The organism is Dyadobacter fermentans DSM 18053, from assembly GCF_000023125.1.
Taxonomy (GTDB): domain Bacteria; phylum Bacteroidota; class Bacteroidia; order Cytophagales; family Spirosomataceae; genus Dyadobacter; species Dyadobacter fermentans.
Genome location: NC_013037.1, coordinates 3,135,411 through 3,161,396 on the forward strand (window position 1 = coordinate 3,135,411; position 25,986 = coordinate 3,161,396).

General features: G+C 51.6%; 20 protein-coding genes. All 20 read right to left on the bottom strand.

Annotation, left to right across the window (positions count from 1 at the left end; genetic code table 11):
- Nucleotides 1-16 precede the first annotated feature (16 nt).
- A complete protein-coding gene (locus DFER_RS12535) occupies nt 17-874 on the bottom strand; it encodes an SdiA-regulated domain-containing protein (protein ID WP_015812007.1) in 858 nt (285 codons plus the stop codon).
- Nucleotides 871-2,910, bottom strand: a complete 2,040-nt coding sequence (gene ppk1, locus DFER_RS12540; RefSeq protein ID WP_015812008.1) for a polyphosphate kinase 1 — start codon at nt 2,908-2,910, stop codon at nt 871-873. Before ppk1 ends, DFER_RS12535 begins: the two co-directional genes overlap by 4 nt.
- A gap of 12 nt (nt 2,911-2,922) precedes the next feature.
- The gene (locus DFER_RS12545; RefSeq protein WP_015812009.1) at nt 2,923-4,200 is read right to left on the bottom strand and encodes a Pycsar system effector family protein; all 1,278 of its coding nucleotides are present in this window, start codon (nt 4,198-4,200) and stop codon (nt 2,923-2,925) included.
- A 30-nt stretch (nt 4,201-4,230) separates the two neighbouring features.
- Nucleotides 4,231-6,627, bottom strand: coding sequence for a GAF domain-containing protein (locus DFER_RS12550; RefSeq protein ID WP_015812010.1), 2,397 nt, complete (start codon nt 6,625-6,627; stop codon nt 4,231-4,233).
- Between the two features lie 105 nt (nt 6,628-6,732).
- Nucleotides 6,733-8,010, bottom strand: a complete 1,278-nt coding sequence (locus DFER_RS12555; RefSeq protein WP_015812011.1) for an NAD(P)/FAD-dependent oxidoreductase — start codon at nt 8,008-8,010, stop codon at nt 6,733-6,735.
- Nucleotides 8,011-8,141: 131 nt separating this feature from the next.
- Nucleotides 8,142-8,870, bottom strand: a complete 729-nt coding sequence (locus tag DFER_RS12560; protein ID WP_015812012.1) for a methyltransferase family protein — start codon at nt 8,868-8,870, stop codon at nt 8,142-8,144.
- A complete protein-coding gene (cmoA, locus tag DFER_RS12565; RefSeq protein WP_015812013.1) occupies nt 8,867-9,616 on the bottom strand; it encodes a carboxy-S-adenosyl-L-methionine synthase CmoA in 750 nt (249 codons plus the stop codon). The genes DFER_RS12560 and cmoA overlap by 4 nt, the downstream gene beginning before the upstream one ends.
- Nucleotides 9,617-9,636: 20 nt before the next feature.
- Entirely contained in the window at nt 9,637-10,269 is a 633-nt protein-coding gene (locus DFER_RS12570; protein WP_015812014.1) for a sterol desaturase family protein, read from the bottom strand.
- A 1-nt stretch (nt 10,270) separates the two neighbouring features.
- Nucleotides 10,271-10,840 (bottom strand): DUF4833 domain-containing protein, encoded by a 570-nt coding sequence (locus DFER_RS12575; RefSeq protein WP_015812015.1) that lies wholly within the window; start codon nt 10,838-10,840, stop codon nt 10,271-10,273.
- 14 nt (nt 10,841-10,854) lie between these two features.
- Nucleotides 10,855-11,775, bottom strand: a complete 921-nt coding sequence (locus DFER_RS12580; protein WP_015812016.1) for a PfkB family carbohydrate kinase — start codon at nt 11,773-11,775, stop codon at nt 10,855-10,857.
- Between the two features lie 45 nt (nt 11,776-11,820).
- A complete protein-coding gene (locus tag DFER_RS12585; RefSeq protein ID WP_015812017.1) occupies nt 11,821-12,528 on the bottom strand; it encodes an HAD family hydrolase in 708 nt (235 codons plus the stop codon).
- 143 nt (nt 12,529-12,671) lie between these two features.
- A complete protein-coding gene (locus DFER_RS12590; protein WP_229206240.1) occupies nt 12,672-13,685 on the bottom strand; it encodes a lysylphosphatidylglycerol synthase transmembrane domain-containing protein in 1,014 nt (337 codons plus the stop codon).
- 22 nt (nt 13,686-13,707) lie between these two features.
- A complete protein-coding gene (locus tag DFER_RS12595) occupies nt 13,708-14,667 on the bottom strand; it encodes a CDP-alcohol phosphatidyltransferase family protein (RefSeq protein WP_015812019.1) in 960 nt (319 codons plus the stop codon).
- Nucleotides 14,667-15,536, bottom strand: a complete 870-nt coding sequence (locus tag DFER_RS12600; RefSeq protein WP_015812020.1) for a hypothetical protein — start codon at nt 15,534-15,536, stop codon at nt 14,667-14,669. The genes DFER_RS12595 and DFER_RS12600 overlap by 1 nt, the downstream gene beginning before the upstream one ends.
- Nucleotides 15,537-15,613: 77 nt before the next feature.
- Nucleotides 15,614-16,327, bottom strand: a complete 714-nt coding sequence (locus DFER_RS12605; protein WP_015812021.1) for a nucleotidyltransferase family protein — start codon at nt 16,325-16,327, stop codon at nt 15,614-15,616.
- A gap of 28 nt (nt 16,328-16,355) precedes the next feature.
- Complete coding sequence (locus tag DFER_RS12610) at nt 16,356-18,926, bottom strand: DUF5686 and carboxypeptidase-like regulatory domain-containing protein (protein WP_015812022.1); 2,571 nt, start codon at nt 18,924-18,926, stop codon at nt 16,356-16,358.
- Between the two features lie 111 nt (nt 18,927-19,037).
- Nucleotides 19,038-20,048, bottom strand: coding sequence for an NAD-dependent epimerase/dehydratase family protein (locus tag DFER_RS12615; protein WP_015812023.1), 1,011 nt, complete (start codon nt 20,046-20,048; stop codon nt 19,038-19,040).
- Complete coding sequence (locus DFER_RS12620) at nt 20,045-21,166, bottom strand: GNAT family N-acetyltransferase (protein WP_015812024.1); 1,122 nt, start codon at nt 21,164-21,166, stop codon at nt 20,045-20,047. The genes DFER_RS12615 and DFER_RS12620 overlap by 4 nt, the downstream gene beginning before the upstream one ends.
- Nucleotides 21,163-22,374, bottom strand: coding sequence for a serine palmitoyltransferase (gene spt / locus DFER_RS12625; protein WP_015812025.1), 1,212 nt, complete (start codon nt 22,372-22,374; stop codon nt 21,163-21,165). Before spt ends, DFER_RS12620 begins: the two co-directional genes overlap by 4 nt.
- A gap of 449 nt (nt 22,375-22,823) precedes the next feature.
- Nucleotides 22,824-25,970, bottom strand: coding sequence for an efflux RND transporter permease subunit (locus DFER_RS12630; RefSeq protein WP_015812026.1), 3,147 nt, complete (start codon nt 25,968-25,970; stop codon nt 22,824-22,826).
- Nucleotides 25,971-25,986: the final 16 nt, after the last annotated feature.

A 25,986-nucleotide genomic window follows, 5' to 3' on the forward strand; every position in this document is an offset into this window, starting at 1 on the left:
GGATGTCGGCAAGGCCCTAGCGGCCTGTTTTTCTGAATTTGAGCACATTTCCGCTGAACAGATCGTCGCCTTCGTTGGAAATATAAAGATTACCCGCATTGTCGAACGCAATGCCCTCCGGCTGGATAAACATGTTGCCGTTCAGGTGGTGTGCGTCGCGGACCTTCCATTGCCGGTCGGCCACCACGAGCAGCTGGTTCACCGCCGAAATGATGTACCACTCCGTCGTCACCGGGTTGCGTGCAATGCCCGACGGCCTGAATCCCCGCGACACCTTACCGGTGATCGCCTTGATTTCGTCTACATTGATCGAAAATGTCCTCGACTGTGCAATCGCCGAATCCGGCCCGGTTTTGAGGATATAGCCCGAAACACTGTTCTTGGAATCGTCGCCGGCGCAATTTTTACAAATAATGAATAGCTCGCCCGTCCCTTCGTCGCCATACATGCCTTCGTACTCGCCTTTGGGCAACATTCCTTTCACTTCCACCACGCCCTCCGGCTCCTGAAACACGGCCTCGGCCATTGGGAATGTGTAAATGGTGCCGTTGCTTTTGAGGATATAGGCGCGGTCGTTGATGATCGAAACATCCTCGTAGTCGCCTTTTTTACCGAATTTGGAATGCCGTTGCTTAGGCACGTCCCAGGCCAGGCGGAACAGCTTGCCTTCTTCGTCCTGGATCGCATAGATCGTATCGCTCCGGCCTTTGTCGAATGCAATGCCCGATACCTCGAAAAGGCTTTCGGGCAGGTTGAATTTTTCGGGTTTGCTGAGGTCGTACTCGCGGAATTGCTCCGCTTCTTTTTGCGTTGAGTTGCAGCCGGCCGCCAGCAGTGCAACCACCACCAGCATGTGTCCGTATCGTTTTTTCATGGCAATGTGTTTTTAAAATTCCTAACCGGGCCCGTCAGGTAATGGTAAATGGCTTCCTGCGAGCGCACCCCGCCAGGAAGGGTGGTGACGGCTACATTTTGCAGGTTTTCGTCGATCCATACCGCCTGCACGGTGTCGGCCCATTGCAGGGCGAGCATATCGGTGAGCTGCTTTTTCAGATCTTCGTGATAGATCGGGAAAGAGACCTCGATGCGCCGGTAAATGTTGCGGTTCATCCAGTCGGCGGAGCCCATGAATACCTCGGGCTGACCATTATTATGAAAAATAAAAACGCGGCCGTGTTCGAGGTAGCGGTCCACGATCCGCTTGATGCGGATGTTTTCGCTCTGCCCGGGCACACCCGGCACAAGCCTGCAAATGCTGCGTACGATCAGCTTAATGGTGATGCCGGCATTCGAGGCTTCGTAGAGTTTATTGATCAGAACTTCCTCTTCAAGGTTGTTCAATTTAATGGTAATACCCGCGGGAAGGCCGTTTCGGGCATTCGTTATCTCGCGGTCGATGAGCGCTAAGAACCGGTTTTGCAGGTTAAATTGCGCCACGAGCAAAAGCTCGAAATGCATGACGTCGATTTTCTCCGGCTTTTTCTTTTTACTCAAAAAACCGAAAAGCTGCTCCGTTTCTTTGAGCATGGTCGGATGCGCCGTGAGCAGGATGTGGTCGGTGTAGAAGCGCGCGGTGCCTTCGTTGAGGTTACCTGTCGCCAGCAGCCCGAGGTAGGGATGCGTTTCGTGCCTGCGTTTCACCAATGCGAGTTTCGCATGCACTTTCAGCGCATTTACGCTGTGGATGATCTTCACCCCTGCCGATTTCATTTTTTTGGCCCAGCGGATGTTGTTCGCCTCGTCGAAACGCGCTTTCAGTTCCACGAGCACGGTTACTTTCTTGCCGTTTTTCGCGGCGCTGATGAGCGCGTGGGCAATTTTGGAATCGTGGGCGACACGGTACATGGTGGTGTAGATCTCCTGCACCGAACGATCAATGGCCGCTTCGTTGAAAAAGCGGAGAATCGTGTCGTAAGTCTGGTAAGGTGCGTGCACCATCAGATCACGGCGGGTCAATGCTTCGAACAATGTTTCCGATTCTTCAAAACCTTCCAGATGCTGCGCGGCGGGCCAGGCCGGGTAGGAAATGGCCGGAGAGGCTACGGGGAGCGACGACAGGTCTTTGAGGTTATGATACCGCCCGCCTTCTACGAGCGAAGCCTTTTTGAGGTCAAACACATTCACAATGTATTGCAAATGCCGCAACGAAAGGCCCGGCTCATACAGAAACCGGGTAGCGAGGCCGAAATCACGTTTGCTAAGCTGCTTCTCGACCTGCTCGGCCGTATCGTCACCGTCTTCGTCGAGCAGGTCGAGCTCAGCGTCGCGCGTTACCTTGATATTGAATGCTTTGATATCCAGCGCGTCGGTAAACAGCACATTCAGGTTACAGCGGATCAGGTCTTCCAGGAAAATGATGTATTCGCCATCCGACTGCCTGATTTTCACAAAGCGGTCGAGCTGCGGCACGGGGATATTGACGAGCGCGATCTTTTCCTTATCGCCCGGCAATTGCAGCACCACCACCATGTAAATCTGGTTGTTTTCCGGGAAAAAGGAGGTTTTGTCGTTCAGGTATACAGGCTGCAAGAAGCCCGCTATCTGCGTATAGAAATAGCGGCGTGCGAAAGCGGCAATCTGTTCGGAAATGGGTTCTTTGTACAAAAAATGAAACCCCTGCCTTGCCAAAGCCGGTATGATTGACTTCCCGAGAATGCGGCCGAATTCCTCCTGCTGCCTATTTATGATTGCACCAGCTTCCAGATAGGCATTGTTTGCGGCGTTCTGCAAGGCATTTTTTTGCAGGTAAGGCATCCGCACGCGGTAAAATTCATCGAGGTTGGACGAATAGATCGACAGAAACCTGATCCGTTCCATGAGCGGGACGGCCTCATTGCCCGCTTCCATCAAGACCCTCTCATTGAAGGAAAGCCAGCTGATATCCCGGTTAAAATAGCGGAACGCTTCCATAAAAACGGCAGGTCAGTGTTCGAAGAACGTGGAGGCTATCACAAAAGCAACAACGGAAATGACGATCCCAAACATGAATACATTGTAGGCCACACGCAGCAAGCGGTACTTCCGGCCCAGCACAACACCCTGGGAATAAACATCTTTGGTAAGGCTGCCATACAAAAACTCGCGGTCGTTCATCATCGTCTGCATGCCGCTCGAATAGTCATCGAACGACATCCGGTAGAAATTCCCGAAAAACAGCAGGTTCACACGCTTCGCGTCGATATCCTCCTGGGTGAATGTGCCGCGGGGAATGGTCGGGCGGGTGGAAAGGATCGAAAACACCATCGTGACCATGCACACCGTGAGTAGCATCATGGTCGGGATAATCAGGTAGGCATTGTCTTCCAGCTTCCGCACGAGCACGCTCAAGAGCACCGAAATGATGATTGACGTCGTTGTGATCATAATATGTGCCTTATTATCAGCCATATCGCTCAGGCGCTGGTGGTTATTGGAGCTGATCCGGAACATGGTTTCAATGCCCTTGTCCGGCCGGTCGTCCTTTTTCTTTTTACCTTCGGCTATTTCCGGGATGAATGGCTGCTCTTCCTTTTGCTTAGGTGCATTGGGTGCAGTGACAGTTACCGGCTTATCGCTGATTTCCAGTGGCTGCCGCTCGCTTTCGGCTGCGGCTTCGAGCGTGTCTTCGAGCAGTTTCTGCTTTAATTTTTCGAGGTTTTTTCTCTTTTGTTTATCCAAAAGCTCGCGGCAGTAGTCTGTCTGGAATTCGTGGCCTTCGAGCAGCTTAATGGTGCTTTTGCGCCATTCCATCTTGTCGATCTTCCGGCCCAGGCGTTGCTCGGCCTCTTTGCGCACGAGCTTGTTCCAATCGCCGAACCCGGGCGTGCCGAAATGGTAGAGGTCGGCGTCGCAAACGATTTGTTGCAGCAAATTGGCCGGACTTTGCGGCCATACCGTCGCCAGGATGCAGCCCTCCACTTCGGCGATCGTTCCGTCATCCACCTCTTCCGACCGCAGGAATTCCGCCGCCATTGCAGCGCCGCGCTGCTCGTGCCCTACGGCCTCTCCGGTGCTGTACCCCGTGTCGTGAAACCAGGCGGCCGTGACGACGATGAAGGTTTCCCTGTCCTCCAAGCGGTAATGGTTGGCGATCTTCACCGCATTAGCTACCACGGCCTCCGTATGAACGAGGTTGTGATAGCTGAGCTGCGACAGCGCTTTCGTGCCAAAAAAATGGTGGACGTGATGCTTAACCTTGTCGAGCCGGTGGTTATAGTTCATAGAACGTTCAGTTATATTTTCAGCGCTTCGCTAGTTCCAGTCCGATTGCAGGTTCACGCCTACGCGTAACGCTTTCAGCCCGGTAACTCCCTGCAAGTCTTCAAGATCGAAGAATTCCAGGTCATCCAATAAAGTATTTTTTTCCTGTAAATACCGGACATAGCCCACATATTCTTCGGCGGATTTATTGTTGAAATACACCAGCGCAATCTTGCCCGGCTGCGTAAGCCTTTCGCCGGTGCCTTTCACATGCACTTTGTCGATCCGCTTCTTGATTACCTGGTAGCGGATGTTGTAGGCGCCTTCAACATCGAACCGCCGTTCGTCGTCGCGGAAACTGATGTCGATACTGCCCGAATTGATGAATATCAGCTGCGTCGTTTCCAGCGGTTTTTCCAGTTGGGGTATCAGCGAATGCGTGATCCGGGCAATGGCGGCCATGGTCGTCAGCTGCCACAGACGGATGTTTTTCAGGTAAAGTTCATTAAACCGCTTTTGCGGTTCAATGGACTGACCAATGTAAATGTCGTACTCAATCCCGTCCGTCCTGAATTTTTCGAAGTAGCAAGGGTATGATTCCTGTATTTCGGTGCGGAAAAGGTCGAGGTAGAGGTTCACCGACGAATTGATGGCCTGCATAGACGCTTCCAGCTCACGACGATTGGCGAATGCGGCACCGTGGTCCTCGTCGATCATGTCGAAATATTGATCAATGCGGTTGCGCAGTACCAGCTCGCCGGGGTCCATCGCTCCCGAACCGAACAGTTTCAGGCTCTCTTCCTTGAAATGCTGCAAGAATGGGTGCGCTTCGTTTTCGAGGAAGTCGCGGATCTTCATCTCGTCGTTGTCGGTGCTTTCGTCGGATATTTCCGTGATCCATTTCCGGCATTTGAAAATCATCTCGTCGGCCAGCCCGAAACCGAGTTTTTGTTTCAGTACGGTAAAGGTTTCTATCAATACATTGAATTGAAGGCGCAGGTCTTCGCGCAATGCTGCATTTCTTTCGATCGTGGAGTTGCGGATGTCGATTGCGCCGTAGAGCGGGTACACGTTCCGGAACTGAATGCTTTCGATTTCGGCATTCTGCGGGTTGAGCGCTTTGTCGCGGATATAATGCCAGGCAGTTTCGCGGAAACGCCATTGCACGGCGGGCTGCAACGACGTAAACTTGTCACGGATCACCGTGTCGATCTGCGAATTGAATTCATCGATATAGTTGGTCATCATCTGCGCGATCCACGGCAACGCGATATCCAGCTTCGCCAGCAAGCGCTCGTCGATCGACTTCTGCTCTTTGGAATACACTTCCAGCACACCCACGACCTTGTTATCATGATAAACGGGCAGCAATGCGTAGGATTCCACGCCGTCGTTTTGCAGAATGCGGATAAAATCCTGCTTTTTCACATCTTCCGCACCCAGGTTGCGCAGCAGCAGTGTTTTCGGCGATTCGAAATACTGGGTCGCCATATCGAGGTACGTTTGCTCCGCCATATCGTTTTCGGTGGCGGCGCTCATGAGCTTGCTGAAAAGGATGGAGCTGCGGTCGAAAACGAGTTTGTTGTTGACGCGCAGCACGGCCATGAGCCCGAAGTCGACGCGCGGGTTTTCCACGAGCATTTTCAATGCGCCGGCCACGTAGTTGAAATACGTTTTGGGGTCGTAAGAAGCGCGGTCGAGGATGGTGTTTTTAATGTTTTCAACAGCATGCTCGGCGGTAACGTCGTTCAGTGTGATCACTGAAAAGCCTTCGAAATGAAACAGGCTGTGCGGCAGCAGGCTGGAAAACGCATTGACATCGAAATTCTCATGCAAATCCGAGCGCAGGATATCAAGGTCAAGCTCGGGCAGGCTGCCTTTGGCATACACCTCGCAAAAGCGGTTATCGATGTGCACCCGGTAATACTTTTGAAGGCCCGATTCCTCGTCCTTCAACGTGATGATCATATCGGGATGGTGCAGCGGGGGAAAATGGTAGAGCTTTTCCAGGATGAAGGAATAGAGCATCTGCATTTTCTGCTTGTAATTCACGCCGCGGTCCTCGATAAGGTCGCAGCGAAGGTCGCCGCTTTTTTCAAAAAGCAGGCTATAAAAACCCGAAGTGCCGTAGAAAACAACCGGGCTTACGGGGGCACTCAACGCCCAGAAAACTTCCTTTTCGTTGGCGATAGGTGGCATAAGCATGCCATAGATCAAACTCAGTTCTTCCTTGTAGTTGGTGACTTCCGAGAGCGGAATATCCTGGCTGAAACCCGGTTTGGACCTCAGCTTGTCAAGAACCAGCGAGAAAAATGTCTTTTTGACCGTTTCTTCCTGATCGATTTTGCTTTCCAGGAAGCTGATGAAGCCCCGGAAAGAGATGGATGAGTCAAGTTTCTGGAGACCGTATGGTGTGTTTTGAGTTACATCAATCGTGATCGGTTCCATTATTCGGTTTTTTGCACACTGAATGAACGCCCGGAGGGCTTTCGGTTACTAAAATTCAGTGTTTTTTGTCAAACTGCCAACGATAAACGTTGAAATACGGTTCCATCAAACCGATTCGACCTTTTCCTGCGCTACCGAGGGCTTGATGATCATGCGCAAGGGCTGATCTTTGGTGAAATAGGCAACCATCCAGTTGTACAGCGTTTTCATGCGGTTACGATGGTTGATCAATGAAATGAGGTGTATGAAAAGCCACGCCAGCCACGCGATAACTCCTTTGAAATGCACCTTTGGCGAAGGCAGGTCCACCACGGCTTTCGCCCGGCCGATGATAGCCATCGAGCCTTTGTCGTGGTATTTGAATCCATGCAATGGCTGGTGCTCCGCGATGAGCCCGAAGTTGCGTGCGAGGTTTTTACCCTGCTGGATCGCCACCTGCGCTACCTGCGGGTGGCCGTTCGGGAAATGCTCGTCGGTGGTTTGCAGGCAGCAGTCGCCGATCGCGTAGATATTATATGTGCTATTGACCTTATTATAAGCATCCACAAGCAGCCTGCGCCCGCGGCCGTAGGCTTCCGCCGGAATGCCTTCGAATACCCGGCCCGTTACGCCGGCGGCCCAGATGAGCGTTTTGGCTTCAATGGGCTCACCCTCGGAAAAGTACACCTTGTCGTCGACGAAGTCGGACACGTGCGTGTTCAGGCGGATTTTCACGCCGAGCTTGCGCAATGCCTCGTAGGTATCTTCTTGTGACGCCTTGCTCATGGGCGAGAGCAATGCTTCGCTGCCGTCCACGAGGTAGATTTCGCTGCCTTTTCCGGCCAGCTCGGGATATTCCTTGCGAAGAATGCCGTTGCGCATTTCGGCGAACATGCCGGAGATTTCCACGCCCGTAGGCCCGCCGCCGGCGATTACCACGGTTAGCAGCTTTTTAATCTCCGCCGGATCGGTGCTGAGCGTGGCCTGCTCCATTTGCATGAGCAGCTTGTTGCGCATGCTGATCGCATCTTCAAGCGTTTTCATGGGTGTAGCATTCCGCTGAACGTTCTCCATTCCGAAGAAATTCGTTTCGGCGCCCGTGGCGAATACAAGGAAATCGTACGTCAGTTCGCCATTATGCAGGATGATTTTGTTTTCTCCCGGCACCACTCTTTGCAGCTCCCCCAACCGGAAGTGAAGGTTTTCCTTACCTAAAAAAAGCTTGCGGAAAGGGTAACTGATGCTCGACGGCTCCAAAAACGCCGTGGCGACCTGGTAGATCAGCGGCGGAAAGAAGTTGTAATTGTTCTTGTCGACCAGTGTTACGTCAAATTTCTTGCTTTTTGCAAGGTCCAGCGCCAGGTTGACGCCGGCAAATCCTCCTCCTACGATTACGATATTCATGGTGCTTAAATTATTAGGGGGTTATGAAAATGTGTGATTCATCGTGTCGGTTCAGGAGGGGCAACCAATAGTGTGCCAGGGCGGTGTATTTCGGATGGCGTTTTTCTGAAAAAGCGCCATCCGTGTTTCGTTCACGCCATGCTGTCGGTCATTTTGCCCGACTTCTTCAAGTGCCGCACATAGGCGTATAAAACGCCGAGTATCAGCACGATCACCGCGAAAACGATGATCCGGTTACCGGCCTCGGGCACCACCTGCGGATACCTGAAAATCAGGATCGCCGCGATACCTATCAGCCACACCAGCAGGGTGTTATATTCTTTCAAAAGCCAGCGCTTGTAATTAAAGCGCATGCCGCTCAGGGTTTCGGAAATACCGCTGAAATTAATCAGCCAGCGATTCACCCGGCTGCAATACGCATCGAACTGCGCGCCGAATTTGTTCCTCAGAAAATTCTCCTCAGCGAGAACGATCGCCTGATATATGAACAAAAACAATGGCATTACGATTCCGACGTAGATCAGTGAATTGGCCAGAATGCCCACACCGAGCAGCATCAGGATATTACCCACATACAGCGGGTTGCGGCAATGCCGGAAAATGCCTTCGGTGACCAGTTCTTCGGCATACACCTTCTTATCGCGCCCTCCGCGGATAATGTAGGCCAGCCCAATGGTCACTCCCCGGATGATCTCGCCCGAAAACGTTACCAGCAGGCCCAGTATGATCGGGTACAGGTAGTAATCGGGGCCGAACTGGCCGGGTGCAAAAAGCTGCGGCGACGGCAAAAACAGCAGCAGGTACAGGAGGATAAACAAGTTATTTCTGTACTTGAAAAAGAAGTTACCGATCGCAATCATGATTTTTTGTGAGCTATCATTCCTGAAAAATTGTACCACTTGAAGAAAATTTCGCAGTCGGCGAAACCGGCCTCTTTCAGCAGAAGCATGTTTTCAGACAACTTGTACGGGATCAGCACGTTTTCGAGCGCTTCGCGTTTCTGCGAAATTTCGAGCTCGCTGTAATGGTTCCGTCGCTTGTAGTTGTAATAGTATTTGATAAAATCACGATTGAATATGCTGCTCTCCGCCAGCACTTTCTCCACCAGCAGCAGCACGCCGCCGGGGTTCAGGCCGTCGTATATGTTTTTCAGGAGCCGCTCGCGGTACAATGGCCGTACGAATTGCAGCGTAAGGCAGAGTATCACGACGGAGCCGTTGGAAATCGGAAGCTGCTGGTGCAAATCGCCCGCAACGAGGTCGTAAGGCCTTACGAAACCCGCCTCTTTGAGCTTCACATCGCATTTATCGAGCATTTCCTGAGACTCGTCGATCCCGATAAACCGGATGTCCGAGGGAATGAGCTGGTCCAGACCTATCAGCGTGGTGCCGGTTGAACAGCCCAGATCGTACACAAATGTTCCTTCCTTCACATGGTCGGCAGCGATCTCGGCGAGCATCCGCTGCATCTCGTTGTAATAAGGTACTGACCTGCTGACCATGTCGTCAAAGACATTGACCACCGTGGTACCGAACTTAAAATCGGATACTTTGGTGATTTCATCTTTGAAGACCTGGTCCAAATGCTCATTTCCAAGGTTCTTCATAAGTTAAAGTTACAGTTAGATTAGTTAGATCTCGGGGCGCGGCCTTCGTTTGAATCGAAAACCCTGTCCCAAATATCTGAACTTACACCGTAACCTTTACTAGCATCCGAATAATGATGTTGCATGTGATGCCTTTTTAATTTCTTCCAGAACCCGGATTTGAAATTGGCATGATGCAACGCATAGTGGCTCATATCATAGAAAAGATAACCTGCCATAAACCCCGAAAAAAACGCCGCCACATAGTATTCACTCAAAAAAACAGTGAACAGAAAATAGAATGCCGTTGCCAGCGGAATGCTCACCGATGGCGGCATTACCAGCCTTTTGGCGTCGTTGGGGTAATCATGATGCACGCCGTGGAAAATGAAATGGATGCGCTCCATCACCTTGCCGCGGGGTGTAAAATGAAACACGAACCGGTGCATAAAGTATTCGGTGAACGTCCAGAAGAACAGCCCCGCGAATACTACGCCAACAAAAGTATACCAGGCCATTTCCCCCGGACCAAGTGCTTTCCAGGAGAAATAAACGATCACTGGTATGAAAATGAAAAGGGGCACCGAATAATGTACCTTGGAAAACGCTTCGAGGAAGTCGCTTTTAAACATCCTTGAAGATTCCGTGGAATTGGAGACATAGTTTTTACGCATGTCAGGATGGCTTTATTCGCTGAATTATCGTTTTACCGGTGGCGATTTCGGTGCCCTTCAGCTCGATGTAGAGCACATTGGGCGACCAGAACGTACCGCCGTCGATGCGGATGAACACCCTTTTGAGGATGCATTCACGCTTATCGATGCTGGTATACACGTGATACTCGTTGCGGTTGTCCCTGCGGAGATAGAGCGGTAATTTAGAGTACGCTACCGACCGCAGTTCATAGCTTGCATTACCGATCGCTTTGGAATTGATACCGTATGCAAATTTACGCTGCAAATAATTGAGATCTTTCTTCACCCCGCCTTCCGGGTACCTGATCCAGAATGTGTTGACGGGGTTTTTCTCGCTAAGTTTTCCTTGTTTGTCGACGTTAAGCTGATAACAAATTGTATTCGTATTCGGATCGCGCTGGATGTAAAAAAGCAACCCGGGCACCTCGTTGGGCACCGGAAAATCGTCCGGGTCCGTGGCGTTGGTGCGGTCTTTCTTGTCTGCTGATCCTCCTGCATACGAAACAAGCGTCAGGCTGAGCGCCATCAGAATGCTGAGTATGGATTTCATGACTTGGGTGGATATTATAATAAAATGGCTTGCGCGATCACTTCACGGTCGCATTCGCCGTACTGCAATACTTCGTGCACATCACCGGCATTACCCGAGAACGGCCCCGACGACTGGATTTTCAGCGTGGCCATCGCCGCCCCGAACTCCCCTGCTTCCTGCACGCCCGCACCTTGTACGCGCTGACTGAGGTAGCCCGCCATATAGGTGTCGCCGCAGCCGGTGGCGTCCACTACATCGGTCGGTTTGTAGGCTGGTATCTGGTAAAAATGGTTGTCTTTGTAAATCAAAGAGCCTTTGCTGCCGAGGGTGATGATTACTTCTTTCACACCCAGATCGGCGAGGTATTTCGCACCTTCGATCACGTCGCTGGTCCCAGCAACTACCTCCATCTCGAACTCGTTGGCTTTGAGGATGTCGATGTAAGGCAATGCTTCTTTTTTATCTTCCCAATCCTTGTAAAGCACCTTCTGGTCTTTCACATAGCGCAGGTAACCCTGAATGTCGAGCGAAACCTTGCCTTTTGCGGCCAGCATTTTAATAAGGTCCACGGTAATGTCGTCCGAAAGCAAAGGTCCCAGATGGAAGTATTTCGCTTCAATGGCCGGCATTTGCGACACGGTGAATGGTGCAGCCTTGTGCAGCACATTCTGCTCGCGGTGGTCCTGGTTGGCGCTGTAAATGTTTTCGAAATAAACGGTGTAAGGACTGTTCTGGGAAAAAACTTCGATGTTCTCCTCCCGCAGGCCGGCCACAACATGGGCTTCCTTTTCGGCCAATGCCGTTACGAGCATATAGCGGACGTCGAACTGCCGGAGCGCCTTCGAGAAATAGAACGAAGTGCCCCCGGGCATATACTTGACAGACTGGGCAGTAACCACTTTATCCAAAGTGATATGCCCGATGGTACAAATGTCGTACATGGTACTTTTCATTTTATTTTTCTGCCAGGCATTAAGATGCCTGGGAAAAGTGAATTATTAACCCAGGTTTTTAATGGTGTCAGCCACCTGGGCGAAATCTGTAATTTCGGCATCGGCCACCGATACCTGCGCTTCGGCATCGTCTTCGAACCCCGCCACATTCAGCCAGATCGCCTTCGCGCCCGTTGCCTTCGCAGGCAGAATGTCTTTGGAATACGAATCGCCTACGGCCACGCATTCATGCGGAAGAAAGCCCTGCGCCTCCACGCCCAGCTGCCATATGGCGGGGTCGGGCTTCCGGACGCCGACCACTGCCGATTCCACGACAGACTGGAAATAATGCGCAATGCCAAATTCCTTCAAAACGCTGTTCAGGTTTCCGTAAAAGTTGGAAACCATCACGAGGGGGTATCCGGCAGCCAGTTTTGCCAGTTCCGGCGCTGCCTTTTCAACACTAGTGCGTGCGACGCGGTCGCATTCGCGGGCGATGGCCTCGATGGCCTGGCTGTCCAGCTCGTATCCGTTTTCTTTCAGGTAGCCAAACTGCTGCTCTACTTTCAGAAACAGCACATCATAAAACACATGATGCGGCTGGATAATCGGATGGATAGCCAATGCCCTCTCGCCAAACTTGTATGCACTCGCAAATGCTTCTTTGTCAACCTTTACCTGATTATGCACGTAAGCGTCCCATAACACATTGGCCCAATGCAAGCCATTCGTATCGATCGTTCCGCCGTAATCAAATAATATTCCTTTTATCATTTTTCTATATCATTTTCCAGGGATTGAAATCCCTGGCTGTTTGACATGCGACGTGCCTCCGGCACTTCTTAATCATTCAGTGCCGGAGGCACGTCCATCCCATCGCCCCGGATTTTGTTCCGGGGAAGGAAGGATCAATCAAATCAGTTAGAGCTAATAGGAACTGGTTCCAGTTTTTGATCTGGGTTGTCTATTTGATTGTTTTTTGTTTTCCTATTAATGAGAGCTAAGCCGATAATGATCCAGACGATCTCTCTGATTCTCAAAACCACTCCTATAAAAATCCCTTGCGCCGCGGGCAATCCCACGCTTCTCAATGCCAATGCGAGGCCGCCTTCGCGGGTACCGAGCTGCATCGGGAAGAAGAAGATCAGGTTGGCGAACAGCGACGAGCCGGAGCTCACGATGAGCGATTGCGCCAATGTCATATCCATCCCGATGGCGTGGGCTGTGAAATAGATTTCCAGACAGCCGATCACCCTTGCTACAAATTCATAGAACAGCGAAGCGTAGAATGCATCCCGGCGATCCGAATACAGCACACGGATTTGGTCGTCGACTTCATACAGCGTCTCCGCATTTTTAGTGGCGAACTCACGTGCTTTGTTTTTAATAAAAGGCACCTTTTCCAGCAAGCGGAATGTGCTCACTGTGAAGCCTTTTTTGTATACATTAATAAACCAATACCCTAAAATCAACCCTACCACCAGCAGAATGGCGCAGCCCGCCAGCATGACGTCGCTCAATGGAACTACCGCCACAATGAGCACAATGGAGGCCAGCCAGAACAGCACGTGCGAAAACATGTGCATCAAACTGTACAGCAGCACCGAGGAAGTGGCCTTCTGAATGCCGAGCGTCGGTTTTAGCTCCATAATGCGGTACGGCTCGCCGCCCAGCGCCACGAATGGCGTAATGTAGTTGATCGCATAGCCCGAGATCGTCAGCCGAAGCACGGACCAGAACGACATGTTCGTTTCCGGCAAGTGCGGCTCGCGGATGATCGCCCGGAATGCAAGGGCGTTCAGGATGTAGATCACCAGCCAGCTCCCGATCACCGGCAAAAACCAGATGCCCGTGCGGTTGATGTTTTCCCAAATCACGAGCAACCCGGTGCCATAAATCATATAGCCCAGCGAGAATATGCCGATTGCCATGAAAAGGGCTTTATACAACTTGCTACCCATTGTACTTGCCGGAGGTTATCTCCTTGTAAAAATGTGAACTCACCTTTTCCTGGCGTACGATCATGTATATCAGGATCGGGTTGAGAATGAAAATGTCGAAAAAGAAATAGATCCACGACTGGTCCAGGAACAGCCAGAGGAACAGGAATATCACCCGCGTATTGAACTGGACGATATTGGTATATTTCATTAAGGGCTTGTTCTGCGCACGGAAATCGGTGACCACGTTCGCAGGCAGGCCGTTCTGGTACTTTTCCTTCACCACCGCCAGCAGCTTTTGCAGCTTCGGCGAGAAGAATTCCTGTTGTTTGGTATAATTCAGGTACGTCCGGGCTACGAGTTTCATCCCGAAATCGCGCGACCAGCTCAATTGGTCATATTCCTTTTGCAGATCGCGGCTATTGTCTAGCTCGCTGCCGCTGGTGCCTTTGATGAAGAACAAATGCACATTGCGGTAGTAATCCGCCATCGCCGATTGCACCACGTGCGAGGCACCCGCTACCACGCCCGGCACCCATATCCACGCGCTCCACCCCTCTTCCATGCTCCGCAAGCAGATCGCAATGTGAATGGCGATGAACCAGAAATCGCCCGCAGCACCGTCGAGAATGCGGCCCAGGCGGCTCTTGTCGTTCGTCATGCGCGCGAGCTGGCCGTCGGCGCTGTCGAGCGAGTTGGCAAACATCAGCGACAGCATCCCGATCACATTGATCCACAGTTCCTGCGGGTAGAACATGATCCCCGCCGCCACGCCGAAGAAAATGCTGATGATCGTCACCGGGTTCGGGCGCAGGCCTACTTTCGCACAAAACAGCGCGATTTGGTAGCCGATCGGCCGGTAAAACCAGATATCGATCTTCTCCTCGGTATCATTCGATTTCAACGAGTTTTCGAATGCCGAGGTCTTTTCGGGTTCTTCTGCGAGTGGTCGTGGTGTGGTGGTTGTCTCCATTAATTGTTGTTCAAAAATCTTTCATAAAGCCGTCCGGCAATGTGTCCGGCAGCCTGGTCGCGGCACGGTGCGAAACTCGGCCAGTCGTTCAGGTCGATGATGCGGTAATCGCCGTCCTTCCCGATGATGGCATCGCCCCCATAGATATCTATTCCTACTACGCCCGCCGCTTCGTTGGCGGTGTTCTGCAAACCTTCCGCGCTGAACGGGTAATACACCGAATCGCCATTGATCTGCTGGTATTCCGCGTACTTGTGGTGGTTGGCATCGTACGGGTAGAACCAGAAAAAGAAATCCGTGCCCCTAACCCCGTAAAATTTGACCAAATCACCCACCAAATGCTGGGAGATCACCGCATCGGGAATCTCGCGCAATGCGTATTCCCGCAAAATCTCTTTGGCTTCCTCGCGCGATGCGGCAAACGACACATCTTCCTTGTGGATAGCGTGGAAATCGCCGCGCTTGATCCAGTAGCCTTTTCCTTTAATTTTGTCAAAAACCTCGTCACCCTGGTAGTCGGTCGGTACAATGTAGCTATCGGCTACCGGAATGTGGGCGTTGTTCAATGCATTGGTCAGGTTGGTGCGGAAGCAGTTTTCGATCCCGAATGCGGAATTCAATATCTGCGTGCCGTTTTTTTCCAGTTCCTGCAACTTCGCCACGACCTGCTTTTGGCGCGCCATGGTGAAAATCTTACTGTAATTCACTGTTTCCATCGCCAGGAACTCATCTTCACAACAGATAGTAATGCGGCATCCCAGTTTTTCGAGCTCTTTGGCCGTTTGGGTGAAAATCGCATCGTCGTTCCCGATATGGTTGGGCGAGAACTTTTTGTTTCGGTGCACGCCCAGAATTTCTAATTCGTTCATCTAATGGTGTTGACCGGCAAAACGCCCCGGTCTGTTCGTAAAAAATTGGTGTCAGTTCGTGTGTGCTAATGCTGTTGCTAGTAAACCGCCTCGCCGCTCAGAAACAGCTCGGCCGTCTGGATGTCGCTCACGTGGTCCACATCCACGATTTTAGTAAATGGATATGCTTTCAAATGCAGGCCATCCGCCACAAGCTGCCGCTGGAAGTTCCGCATCCGGCTCACGCCATTTTCCACAGCCGCATTCACGGTTTCAATCGCTTTCCTCCTGAGACAATAAATCCCGCCTGAAACAAACGGGGTATCGGTACTATTATCATCAGTGAATGCAGTAATGCGATCGTCGTCGTCAACTGCCACGTACAGAGGGCTTTCGTCGTCGATAAATGCAGTTACGGCCATCTGGCCTTCCAGTGTTGTGTTTTCTTCAAATTCAGAAATGAATGCGCTGAATTCTTCTTCTCTGAAAACAGTATCTGTTGTAGTCAGGCACACTTCGCTCAGCTCCGGATCGCCTTTGAACAGCTCGTACACACTGTGCAGCGAGCTCGGCGTCGATTTCCTCACGATTTGGATAGGCAGGTTTTCGGCCAATCCCATCAAATGCATTTCCAGCAGCGGCGATTCTTCGTTTACGATGACCATGATTTTCGTTGCATTGTTCCGCATGAAAATCCCGATCAGCCGGTCGATCAGCATTTCGCCGTGCAGGCTCACCATTGGTTTGGGAAGTGTGAATCCTTCCTTCGCCAGCCGCGATCCTTCCCCTGCTGCTATAATTGCGTAATTCATAATTGGTGTCTCTTTTAAAATCAATGCCTTAAAAATCAAGCCTGAACCGCGCCCGGATACCCCATTCCGACACATTCGGATTGTCGAGGTACGTAAAACGTTTTACCAGATCCACACGCAACAGCTTGAAAATGTTGGCAATACCCACGCTGCCTTCGATATAAGGCTCGCGCGACAATGTATAAGTGATCGGCCGGCCGTCGGCATCGCTCGCGAAGCGGTACAAGCCCGGATTGAACGCCGGATTGTTTTCATCCCGCAAGCCGCCTACCAGCCCTTTGAAGCTCACTACCTCACGCAGTTTCAGCTTTTTCAGCAATGGTATTTTATTAAACAAAAAGCCATTGAGATAATATTGCACATCCAGGCTCGCGTAATGGTCGCTCGCGAATTCCAGGAAGTTCATCAGGTTGTATGAATTCAGCTGGTAAGCGTAAGTCTGGTTGGCGCGGTGGATGGTGAGCAGCGGAAACTGGATTTGATTACCAAAAATATAACCGCCCTCCGCCGTAATGTCCGCGAAGCCGAATTGCGACAGGTAGAACCGCTTCTGAATGTTCAATGCCACATTATGGTAGTTGTTTTCACCTTCAAAAACGCCTTTCAAACCTGCATTGTAGCGCAATGTGAAAATCGGGTACTTGTTGATGATCGGCGTGCGGTACAGCTTGCCCTGGTAATATTGCTCTTTCGGCGCGTAGCGCAGCTCGATGTTCGCCTCCGTATTATTCAGTGATTCGGCGCGTTGTAGTTCGCCGCCTTCGCCCATCCGCTCGTAGCGCAGCACGCCGGCGGGAGTTTGTCTCCATTGGGTGAAACCGATTTTGTAGGAAAAGCGGCTCTCGAACTCGCGCACGTATTCCAGTTTGTAAATATCGTTGTACAACCACCGGTTATTATCCCCGCGCTTGAACGACAACAGAAAGTTATCCTCCTGCACAAACTGCAACTCCTGACCGGGAATTTTGGTGTCGCGCTGGAAGCTCGCCCGGATGTAATGCAGCGGGAAGTGGTAAACCGATTTATTATTAAATGAATAGGTTCCGCTCAGAAAGTACTTCCATTTCCGGTCCTTGAAACCATAAGCCGCGTAAGTTTCGAAATACACGCGCTTGCTCAGATCCGTGGTGGTACGGCCACCGAAACGGAGGCGGAAACCTTCCACAGGGTTGAAACTGTAAAACGTGTTCACCGGCCCCACTTCTACCGCGCCGAATGACTTGTAGCCGGAAAGGAAGAGGGTAGCAATATCCATCGTGCGCTTGAATGACGGGATGGTTTGCAGCGTGTCGATATTCTTGTAAATGTCCTGCTCGGTGCGTTCCAGTGGGATGTGGCGCTTGCTCGCCCAGAAATCCTCATTGGTCTTCACCTCCGGATTGTACACGATTTCCTCGCCCGGCCCACGGTAAATGCTGTCGGGCTGCGGCTGGTTGATGATGTAATCCTTGAAATTCACCGTGCGCTGACCGTACAAGCCGCCGTTTTTCTCGCCCAATGCAAATTCCATTGCGAGGGTCGACTTGGTCATGAAATACCGGCCGTCGTCGCCTTTCTCAAATTCCAGACGCGCTTCGAGGTCGCGCATGAAGTTGAGGTTAATGTCTTTGTTGACCGTCAGATAGGCATTCTGCACGCCGTACTTACCATCTAGGGTAATGAATAGTTTACCTTCAAAAAGCATATCCGTTTTGTTGCGTGGCACAAAACCCAGCTCAATCAGCCACGGCGTGCTCGTTTTCACGGTGTCGCGGATGAAGAACTTATAGAATGTCGGTGCGGAGTTCGCGATCGGGCTCAGCAGCAGGTTGGTGGCAATGGAGATGTCGTTGTCGTAAATGTTGACATCTTCGTACAAACGGTTGAAATAAGCGCTCAAACCATCGTTATCCACAAACTTGGCATCGAATTCCGCCCGGCGGTTGGCCAGCACGTATTGTTTCTTGTTATAAGGACTTTTCCGGAAATAGACCTTAGAGAGTTTCTCCTGAATGTAGGCCGGAAGCATATTTTTGCCGCCCATCGCCGAGGAATCCTGGCTTTTGAACAAAAACTGGTAATTCCTGAAAATGCGTTTCTCCTTGAACTGGTCGGAAAGGTTGCTCAATGCGAGCGAAATCTTCTCGTATTGTTCGTATTCCAAAAAGTTGTTGCTCGATGGCCTGTTCTCATCCTTGTGCGCGATCACCTCGCGTATAAGCTGCACCGCCGGATTATCCTTGTTGCGGTAGCGGGCTTTGGTTTTAACGGTCACTTCTTTGAGCATGGAGGCATCCACGGCCATTTTCACGTCGATCGTCTGGCTTACGCCCGGCTTGATCGGCTTTTCGATGGCTACATAACCTACATAAGTGAATTTGATCGTGGCGTGGTCTTCGCGCAGGGTCAATGCGTAACGGCCATCGGCATCGGAGGCGGTCCCCATGGTAGTTCCCGGGATAAGGATCGACACGAACGGCAGGGTTTCCCCGGTTTTCGCATCTGTAACGGTACCTTTTATAGTAGTCGTCGATTGTGCATTGGCCAGTCCCGCGCCGATCTGCAAGATGCTGATCACCATGAGTATATACTGCCACATCGACTTGTTGATTGCTTTCATGTTGGAACGTTCGTCACATGTTTGGACTGCCCTGCCTGTTTTGGATCAATTACGCTTCAATCGTCCCGGCAGATTGCCGGTCGCAGTGCATGATCAGGCGGGTACGCTAGGTTAGAGCCACTTATTCTCCTTATACCAGGTCAATGTCTCTGCGAGGCCTCGGTGCAGATTGTATTGCGGTTGGTAATGCAGGCGACTTCGGGCCGCATCTATGCTACATATCCAGTTAGGGGCTGTGAGTTCTTTTAGTTTTTCTTGGTTTAAAACCGGTGTTGTTGATGATTTTGCATAAACAAGATCCAGGAACCTGGCTACCATTTCGACGAGCAGCAGCGGCAGGTGCGTGCGGAAAATGGTCTTCCCGCTGATGGCCCTGAACTGGTCTGCCAATGCGTAACGGTCATATGCCTGTCCGTCCGAGATATTGTAAACAGTCATTCCCTTGTCCGTTTCCCTCAATGCCGCCATGGTAGCCGTCACGAGGTCTGTCACATATACGAAACTCAACCGTTGCGGGCCTTTGCCGATGTAGGCATCCAGCCCTTTGCTGAGTGTTTTAAAAAGGACGAACAGGTCCTTTTCGCCGGGGCCATACACTGCTGTCGGGCGGATAATGCTCAGCGGCAGGCCATTCACTGTTTTCAGGTATTGCTCAGCCAACAGCTTGCTTCTTCCGTAATCCGTCACCGGAACAGGCAAGGTTTCTTCCGTAATCGGCTGGGCTGCATTGTAAGCCGCCGGGCCTAATGCCGCGAGGCTGCTCAAAAACACAAACCGCTTCAACGGAACGTCCACGGACACGGCCGCCTGCGCGAGGTTCAGCGAGTAATCTGCATTCACCTGGTTGTAGGCAGCAGCGGTTTTGGCTTTGGTCACTCCCGCCGCGTGGATGATGTAGGCATAACCGCCATCTTCCAGCAGCTTTTTCAATTTATCTTTCGAAGTAAAATCAGCATTCACATACACGAGGTCCTTCGGATCTGCATTCAGCTTTTTAAGGAAACTCAGGTCGCTGCTGGGCCTCACCGCCGCATGGACTTCCATGCCTGCTTCGAGTGCCGCTGCTACCAGGTGGTAACCTATAAATCCGCTGGCCCCTGTGATGAATAGCTTTTCCTTCATATCGGTTTTTCAAACAATCTGTACCGTTTGTACAGCTTCCCGTTGATCTGCTCGATGGCGTGGTTCATCATGTAATTGTCTTCCAGCATCCACGAGCATTCCCCGCCCGTCACTTTGGTGCCGTAGGTGTTCTTGATCACGCGGCCGTACAAGCAGGCTTCGATGCCCATTTTGCGGTAGCCGTCAATCACCCCGAGCGTGAGCACGCGGATGCGTGTGATGTTCTTTTTGCCAAACAGCAATTTGAAAATCCCGGTAGGCAACAAACGTCCGCGCTTGATTTTGATCAGAATCTGGTTGATATCCGGAATACCGAGTATAAATCCGACCAGTTCGTTATCCTTTTCAGCCACCAGACAATACCTCGGATCAAGGATCATTTTCAGGTCCTTGGCCAGGTATTCAAATTCCGCCTCGGTAGTTGGTACAAAACCCAGGTTTTTGTCCCATGCCTTGTTATACACCTCGCGGATCTTCACGACTTCGTTTTTGAAGTCTTTCAGATTCACCTGCCGGATCGTGATCCCGCTTCGTTGGAGCCTGCCTTCCAATGCATCGATCATCCGCACAGACTTGTCATTCGAATCCGCCACATTGATTTCGTAGGCCAGCAAGTCGGTTTTCTTCATCAAACCGGCCTTTTCGAGCAATGGCAGATAATAAGGTGCATTGTAGGGCATCATCGCCATCGGCGGCCGGTCGTAACCTTCGATCAGCAGTCCGCAGGTTTCGTTGGTGGATAAATTCACCGGCCCTACGAGCGTGTCAGCCCCTTTTTGCTTTACCCAGGCGGTGGCTTCCTTCAAAAGCGCATCCACCACCTGCTGGTCGTTCACCGTGTCGAAAAAACCGAAAAAGCCGTCTTTCCGGTTGGTAAACTCATTGTGGTTTGTATTATAAATCGCCGCTATCCTTCCGTTCACTTTGTCTCCGTCGTAGGAGAGAAATAATTTTACCTCCGAATGCTCATGAAACGGGTGCTTACCCGGCGTGAGCATGTCTTTTTGTGCAATGAACAATTCCGGTACATAATTCGGATCGTGCTGATACAGATCATGCGGGAAATCAATGAACTTGCCTAATTCCTTCGGAGAGTTTACGGGGGCTATGCGGGTCATAGTCTTTGTCTTTCGATAATAGCGTCGGGACAAACCTCACGGTAAATGCGGGACATTTTATCCACTGCCTCCTCAATCTGGCTGAATGTATGCGTAGCCATGAGCGAGAAACGGATCAGCGACTGTTCCGGGCGTACCCCTGGCGAAACCACCGGGTTCACGAAAACCCCCTCGTCCTGCAATCTGCGTGTCATGATGAAAGTCTTCTCGTTGTCGCGGATGTACAGCGGCAGGATCGGGCTTTCGGTTGCGCCCAGGTCGAAACCATTCACGAGCAGCAACTCTTTGGCGTATCTGGTATTGGCCCAAAGGCGTTCCATGTGGTGCGGTTCCGTCTCGATAATATCCAAAGCGGCCAATGTGCTTCCCACGGACGCGGGCGTCATGCTCGCGCTGAACATGAGCGAGCGCGCGCGGTGTTTCAGGTAGTCGATAGTGGCGGCGTCACCGGCAATGAAACCTCCCAGCGAAGCCAGCGACTTGCTGAATGTTCCCATAATGAGGTCCGTTGTTTCGGTTAATCCAAAATAAGAAGCAGTTCCCGCGCCCTTTTCACCGATTACACCCAGGCTGTGTGCGTCGTCCACGAGCACTGTTGCATCGTATTCCTGTGCGATCGCATTCAGTTCAGGGAGTTTGACGATGTCCCCTTCCATACTGAAAATACCGTCGGTCGCGATCAGTTTCACAGCTTCCTCGGGCAGGAGCGCCAGCTTTTTGCGCAGGTCGTCCATGTCGTTGTGCTTGTATTTGATCACTTTCGAGAACGACAGGCGGCTTCCGTCGATAATGGAAGCATGGTCGCTTTCGTCGAGGATGAGGTAGTCGTTACGGCCTGTGAGGCAGGATAATGCACCCAGGTTGGCCTGATAACCGGTGCTGAACAGCACTGCTCCTTCTTTGCCAGTGTATTTGGCGAGGCGGCGTTCCAGCTCCTCGTGGATATCGAGGGTTCCGTTGAGGAAGCGCGAGCCCGCGCAACCTGTTCCGTATTTCTGCGCGGCTTTTTGCGACGCTTCGATGATGTAGGGATGGGAAGTGAGTCCCAGGTAGGAATTGGATCCGAACATGAGGACCGGCTTCCCGTTGATGATAACCTCTGTGTCCTGTCCGGACTCGATCGGTCTGAAAAAAGGATATACACCTTTTGCTCTTGCGATCGCCGGGTCTTTGAATTCGGCGATGCGATTATTTAAGATTTTACCCATAAGTAATTTGTGTCAGAATCAACAGCTTGTTTTAGTGGGGTGCCTACCGGCATCAGGCTGCGGCCTGATAGAGACATCAGGCAAGTCAGTTGGTGTTGTAGCTTTTATTTCCCATGTTTTGTACTATTAGATCGTGAGTCTGTACATTGATTTTTACGCTTGTTGACCCATCATCTATTGCCTTTGAATAATTCGTTTCTGCCGTTGAGAAACTAGTATTTTGAATCGGCAATAATTCGGGTTAAGAGTTAAACCCAATACCGGGCGGACTAGTTCATTAAAATACCCGTTCATTTTGTATTTTTCGGGTAAAAAGAAAAAAAATGTTTTGCCCTGTTTCCGTGCCTACACCTATAACCACCAAGCTCTGACCGACTTTGCGTTTGGAGTGCGAATTTAAAGAAGCCGAACAAAACATTAATTTTTTCATGTTACCAGACTCAGTTTCCTTAAATTTCTTCCACTACAACGCTTTCCTGTACCCTGCCCGACTTGGCGCGCCACGCATTCCACTTTTCCCCGAGGCGATCTACCAGGTAGTACGCCATCGGCACGAGGTAAATCGTGAGGATCATCGAACTGGTGAGACCGCCGATGAGCACCCATGCCAGGGAATTCTTCCATTCGGCCCCGGCGCCCGTTGCAGTCGCGATCGGCACCATCCCGATCACCATCGCGATCGTGGTCATCAGGATCGGCCTCAGACGCTCCTCCCCGGCTGTCAGAATGGCCTTGCGGAACGGTACGCCCTCGGCCTTTTGCTGGTTGGCAAAGTCGACGATCAGGATCGCATTCTTCACCACCAATCCTATGAGCATCAGCATCCCAAGCATCGCGAATATCCCGATATTGGACGATGACAATGCCAGCGCGAGCAGCGCCCCGATCACCGCTACCGGGATCGAGAACAGTACCACAAACGGGTACACAAAACTGTCGTAAAGCAGCACCATGATGAAATATACCAGCATGAGCCCTGCCAACATTGCCAGCCCCAGTGAACCGAAGCCTTCGCTCTGGTTTTTGGCGTCGCCGCCCCAGGTAAGTATAATGTCGTCCGGGAGCGGATTTTCCTTTAAACCGGCCTGAATATTACTCACCAAAGTTCCCGATCCAATCCCTAATGTATTGGCGGTGACTGTGACGGATGAACGACGGTTTTTGCGCTCTACAATACTTGGGCCAGTGCTGAGCGTTACATCGGCAAACTGAGCCAGCTGCACGGATTGCTTAGCCACCGGGCTATAAAATGTGATCGCCTTCACATCTTCCGGATTTTTGCGGTCGAATGCGTCGAGCATAATGCGGATATCGTAGTCCTCTCCCCCATCGCGGAATTTGGAATCGTCGTTGCCGGCGAATGCATTCTGCATGGTTGCGCCTACTGTTTGAATGTCCAATCCCAGTTTCGCCATTTTTTCACGGTCGATGTCCACGCGTACTTCGGGGTTACCTGCTTCTACGGACACGTTCACGTCGTTTACGCCGGGCGTTTTGCGGAGGCGGTTGGCGAGGTCGTTGGCAGAGGCGAGAATTTTGTCCAGGTTATCGCCGCTCAGGAATATTTCAATGGGCGCCGTGCCGGAATTCACCATCCCGATGGCCGCGGAGTTGAATTCCACGCCAGCGAATTTTTGTTCCAATTCCTTTCGCACGGCCAGCATATAATCTTCCGTCGGTTGTGCATTCTGGCGCTCCGACACGGGGGTAAGCTCAACGGTCAATTCGGTGCGGTTGGTTTCGCCGCGGCCGGAGCTGCTTAGGCCGGTACTCGCGCCGCCCACGTTCGCGAAAATCGTTTTCACCTCCGGTTTCTGACGCAGGTAGTCTTCAATGCTTCGCGCGGTGAGGTTGTTTTGTTGCAATGAGGCGCTTTTGTCGAGCTTCATCGTGAGCAGGAATTTCCCCTGGTCACCCTCCGCCACAAACTCCGACCCGATAATGCCCAGGCTCATCACCCAGCCGGTCATCACCACAATCGCCACCAGAATGCCCGAGAATGCCAGCTTATGGCCCAGCACCCATTGCAGGGAGCCGTGGTACCATTTGGTCAACGCCGTCAAACCTTTTTCAAACCAGATCAGGAAAGCCTGCGCGGGATTTTTGGGGTTCAAATGTTCGACTTTCGCCATGTTGGACGTCATCCATGGCGTTAATGTAAAACTAACGAGCAAGCTGACCATCGTCGCAAATGCCACCGTGAGCGAAAACTGGCGCAGCAAGTCCGCGATCACCGAGTTTACCATCGTGATCGGCACGAACACGACCACGATCACGAGCGTAATGGCCAACGCCGCAAAGCCAATCTCCGTAACTCCTTCCACCGTGGCATCCCAGCGGTTTTTACCCATTTCCAAATGCCGCTGGATGTTTTCCAGGATCACAATGGAGTCATCCACAAGGATACCAATCACGAGCGAAAGTGCAAGCAGCGTCATCAGGTTAAGCGAGTAGCCCATCACATACATAAACAAGAATGCGGCAATGAGCGAGGCCGGTACCGACACCATTACGATGAATGCGTTCCGGAAGCTGTGCAGGAACAACAGCATTACCACCGCCACAAGAATTACCGCGATCACCAGGTCGTGCGTCACCGCTTCCACAGATTCCAGTGTGAATATCGAACTGTCGTAAGCGATGGCGAATTTGACCTTATCTTTGGCATTCACCTTCTCAATGGACGCCAGTTTCTCCTGCACGGTTTTACTGATTTCCACGGCATTGGCATCGGATTGTTTTTTGATAAACAACCCAATCCCGTTCACGCCATTGTACCGGCTGATGCTCTCGGCGTCGGTAAGGCCGTCGGTAATGTTGGCCACATCCCCCACGCGGATCGGGCTGCCACTCACGGGAGAGGTGATCACGAGGTTGCGAATGTCATCGAGCGAGGCAAACTTACCTGCAAGTCGGAGCGTCATATTTTCCGACGTGCTTTTTACTTTTCCGGTCGGAAAGTCGAGGTTGGCCTGGTTAATGGCCTGTGTCACCTGCAACAGCGACAAGCCGTAAAAACGCAGTTTATCATTATTGACATTAATACGGATCTCGCGCTGGTCGCCGCCGGTCATGGTGATCTCCGCCACGCCTTCGATCTGCTGCAACATCGGCAGGTATTTGTCTTCTACCTGCTGGTAAAAAACTTCGTTGGGCAGGCTGGACGTCGCCAGAAGCTGCATAATGGGCTGGTCGCTCGGCGAGATTTTGGACAATGAGGGCGTTTCCGCATCGTCGGGCAGGTCGCTGAGCATGTTGTTCACATCGCGCTGGGCATCTTCCAATGCCTTGTCAATGTCGGTACCCGCCTTAAACTGCACGATCACGAGCGAGGCGCTTTCCATGGATTTGGAAGTCACGTCTTCAATATTATCCAGGCCGGACACCGCATCCTCGATCTTCTTGCTGACCTCGGCCTCTACCTCCGTGGGCGCCGCGCCTGGATATAATGTGGTAATGGTAATCGTCGGAACGGAAAATTCCGGCAGCAGCACATAGCTGAGCTGATTGTAAGAAGCCAACCCGCCGATGAACAGAATCGCGAACAACACGATGATCATCGAAGGGCGCTTCAGAATGGTTTCAATGAATTTCATGAGTTTGTTGATGAAG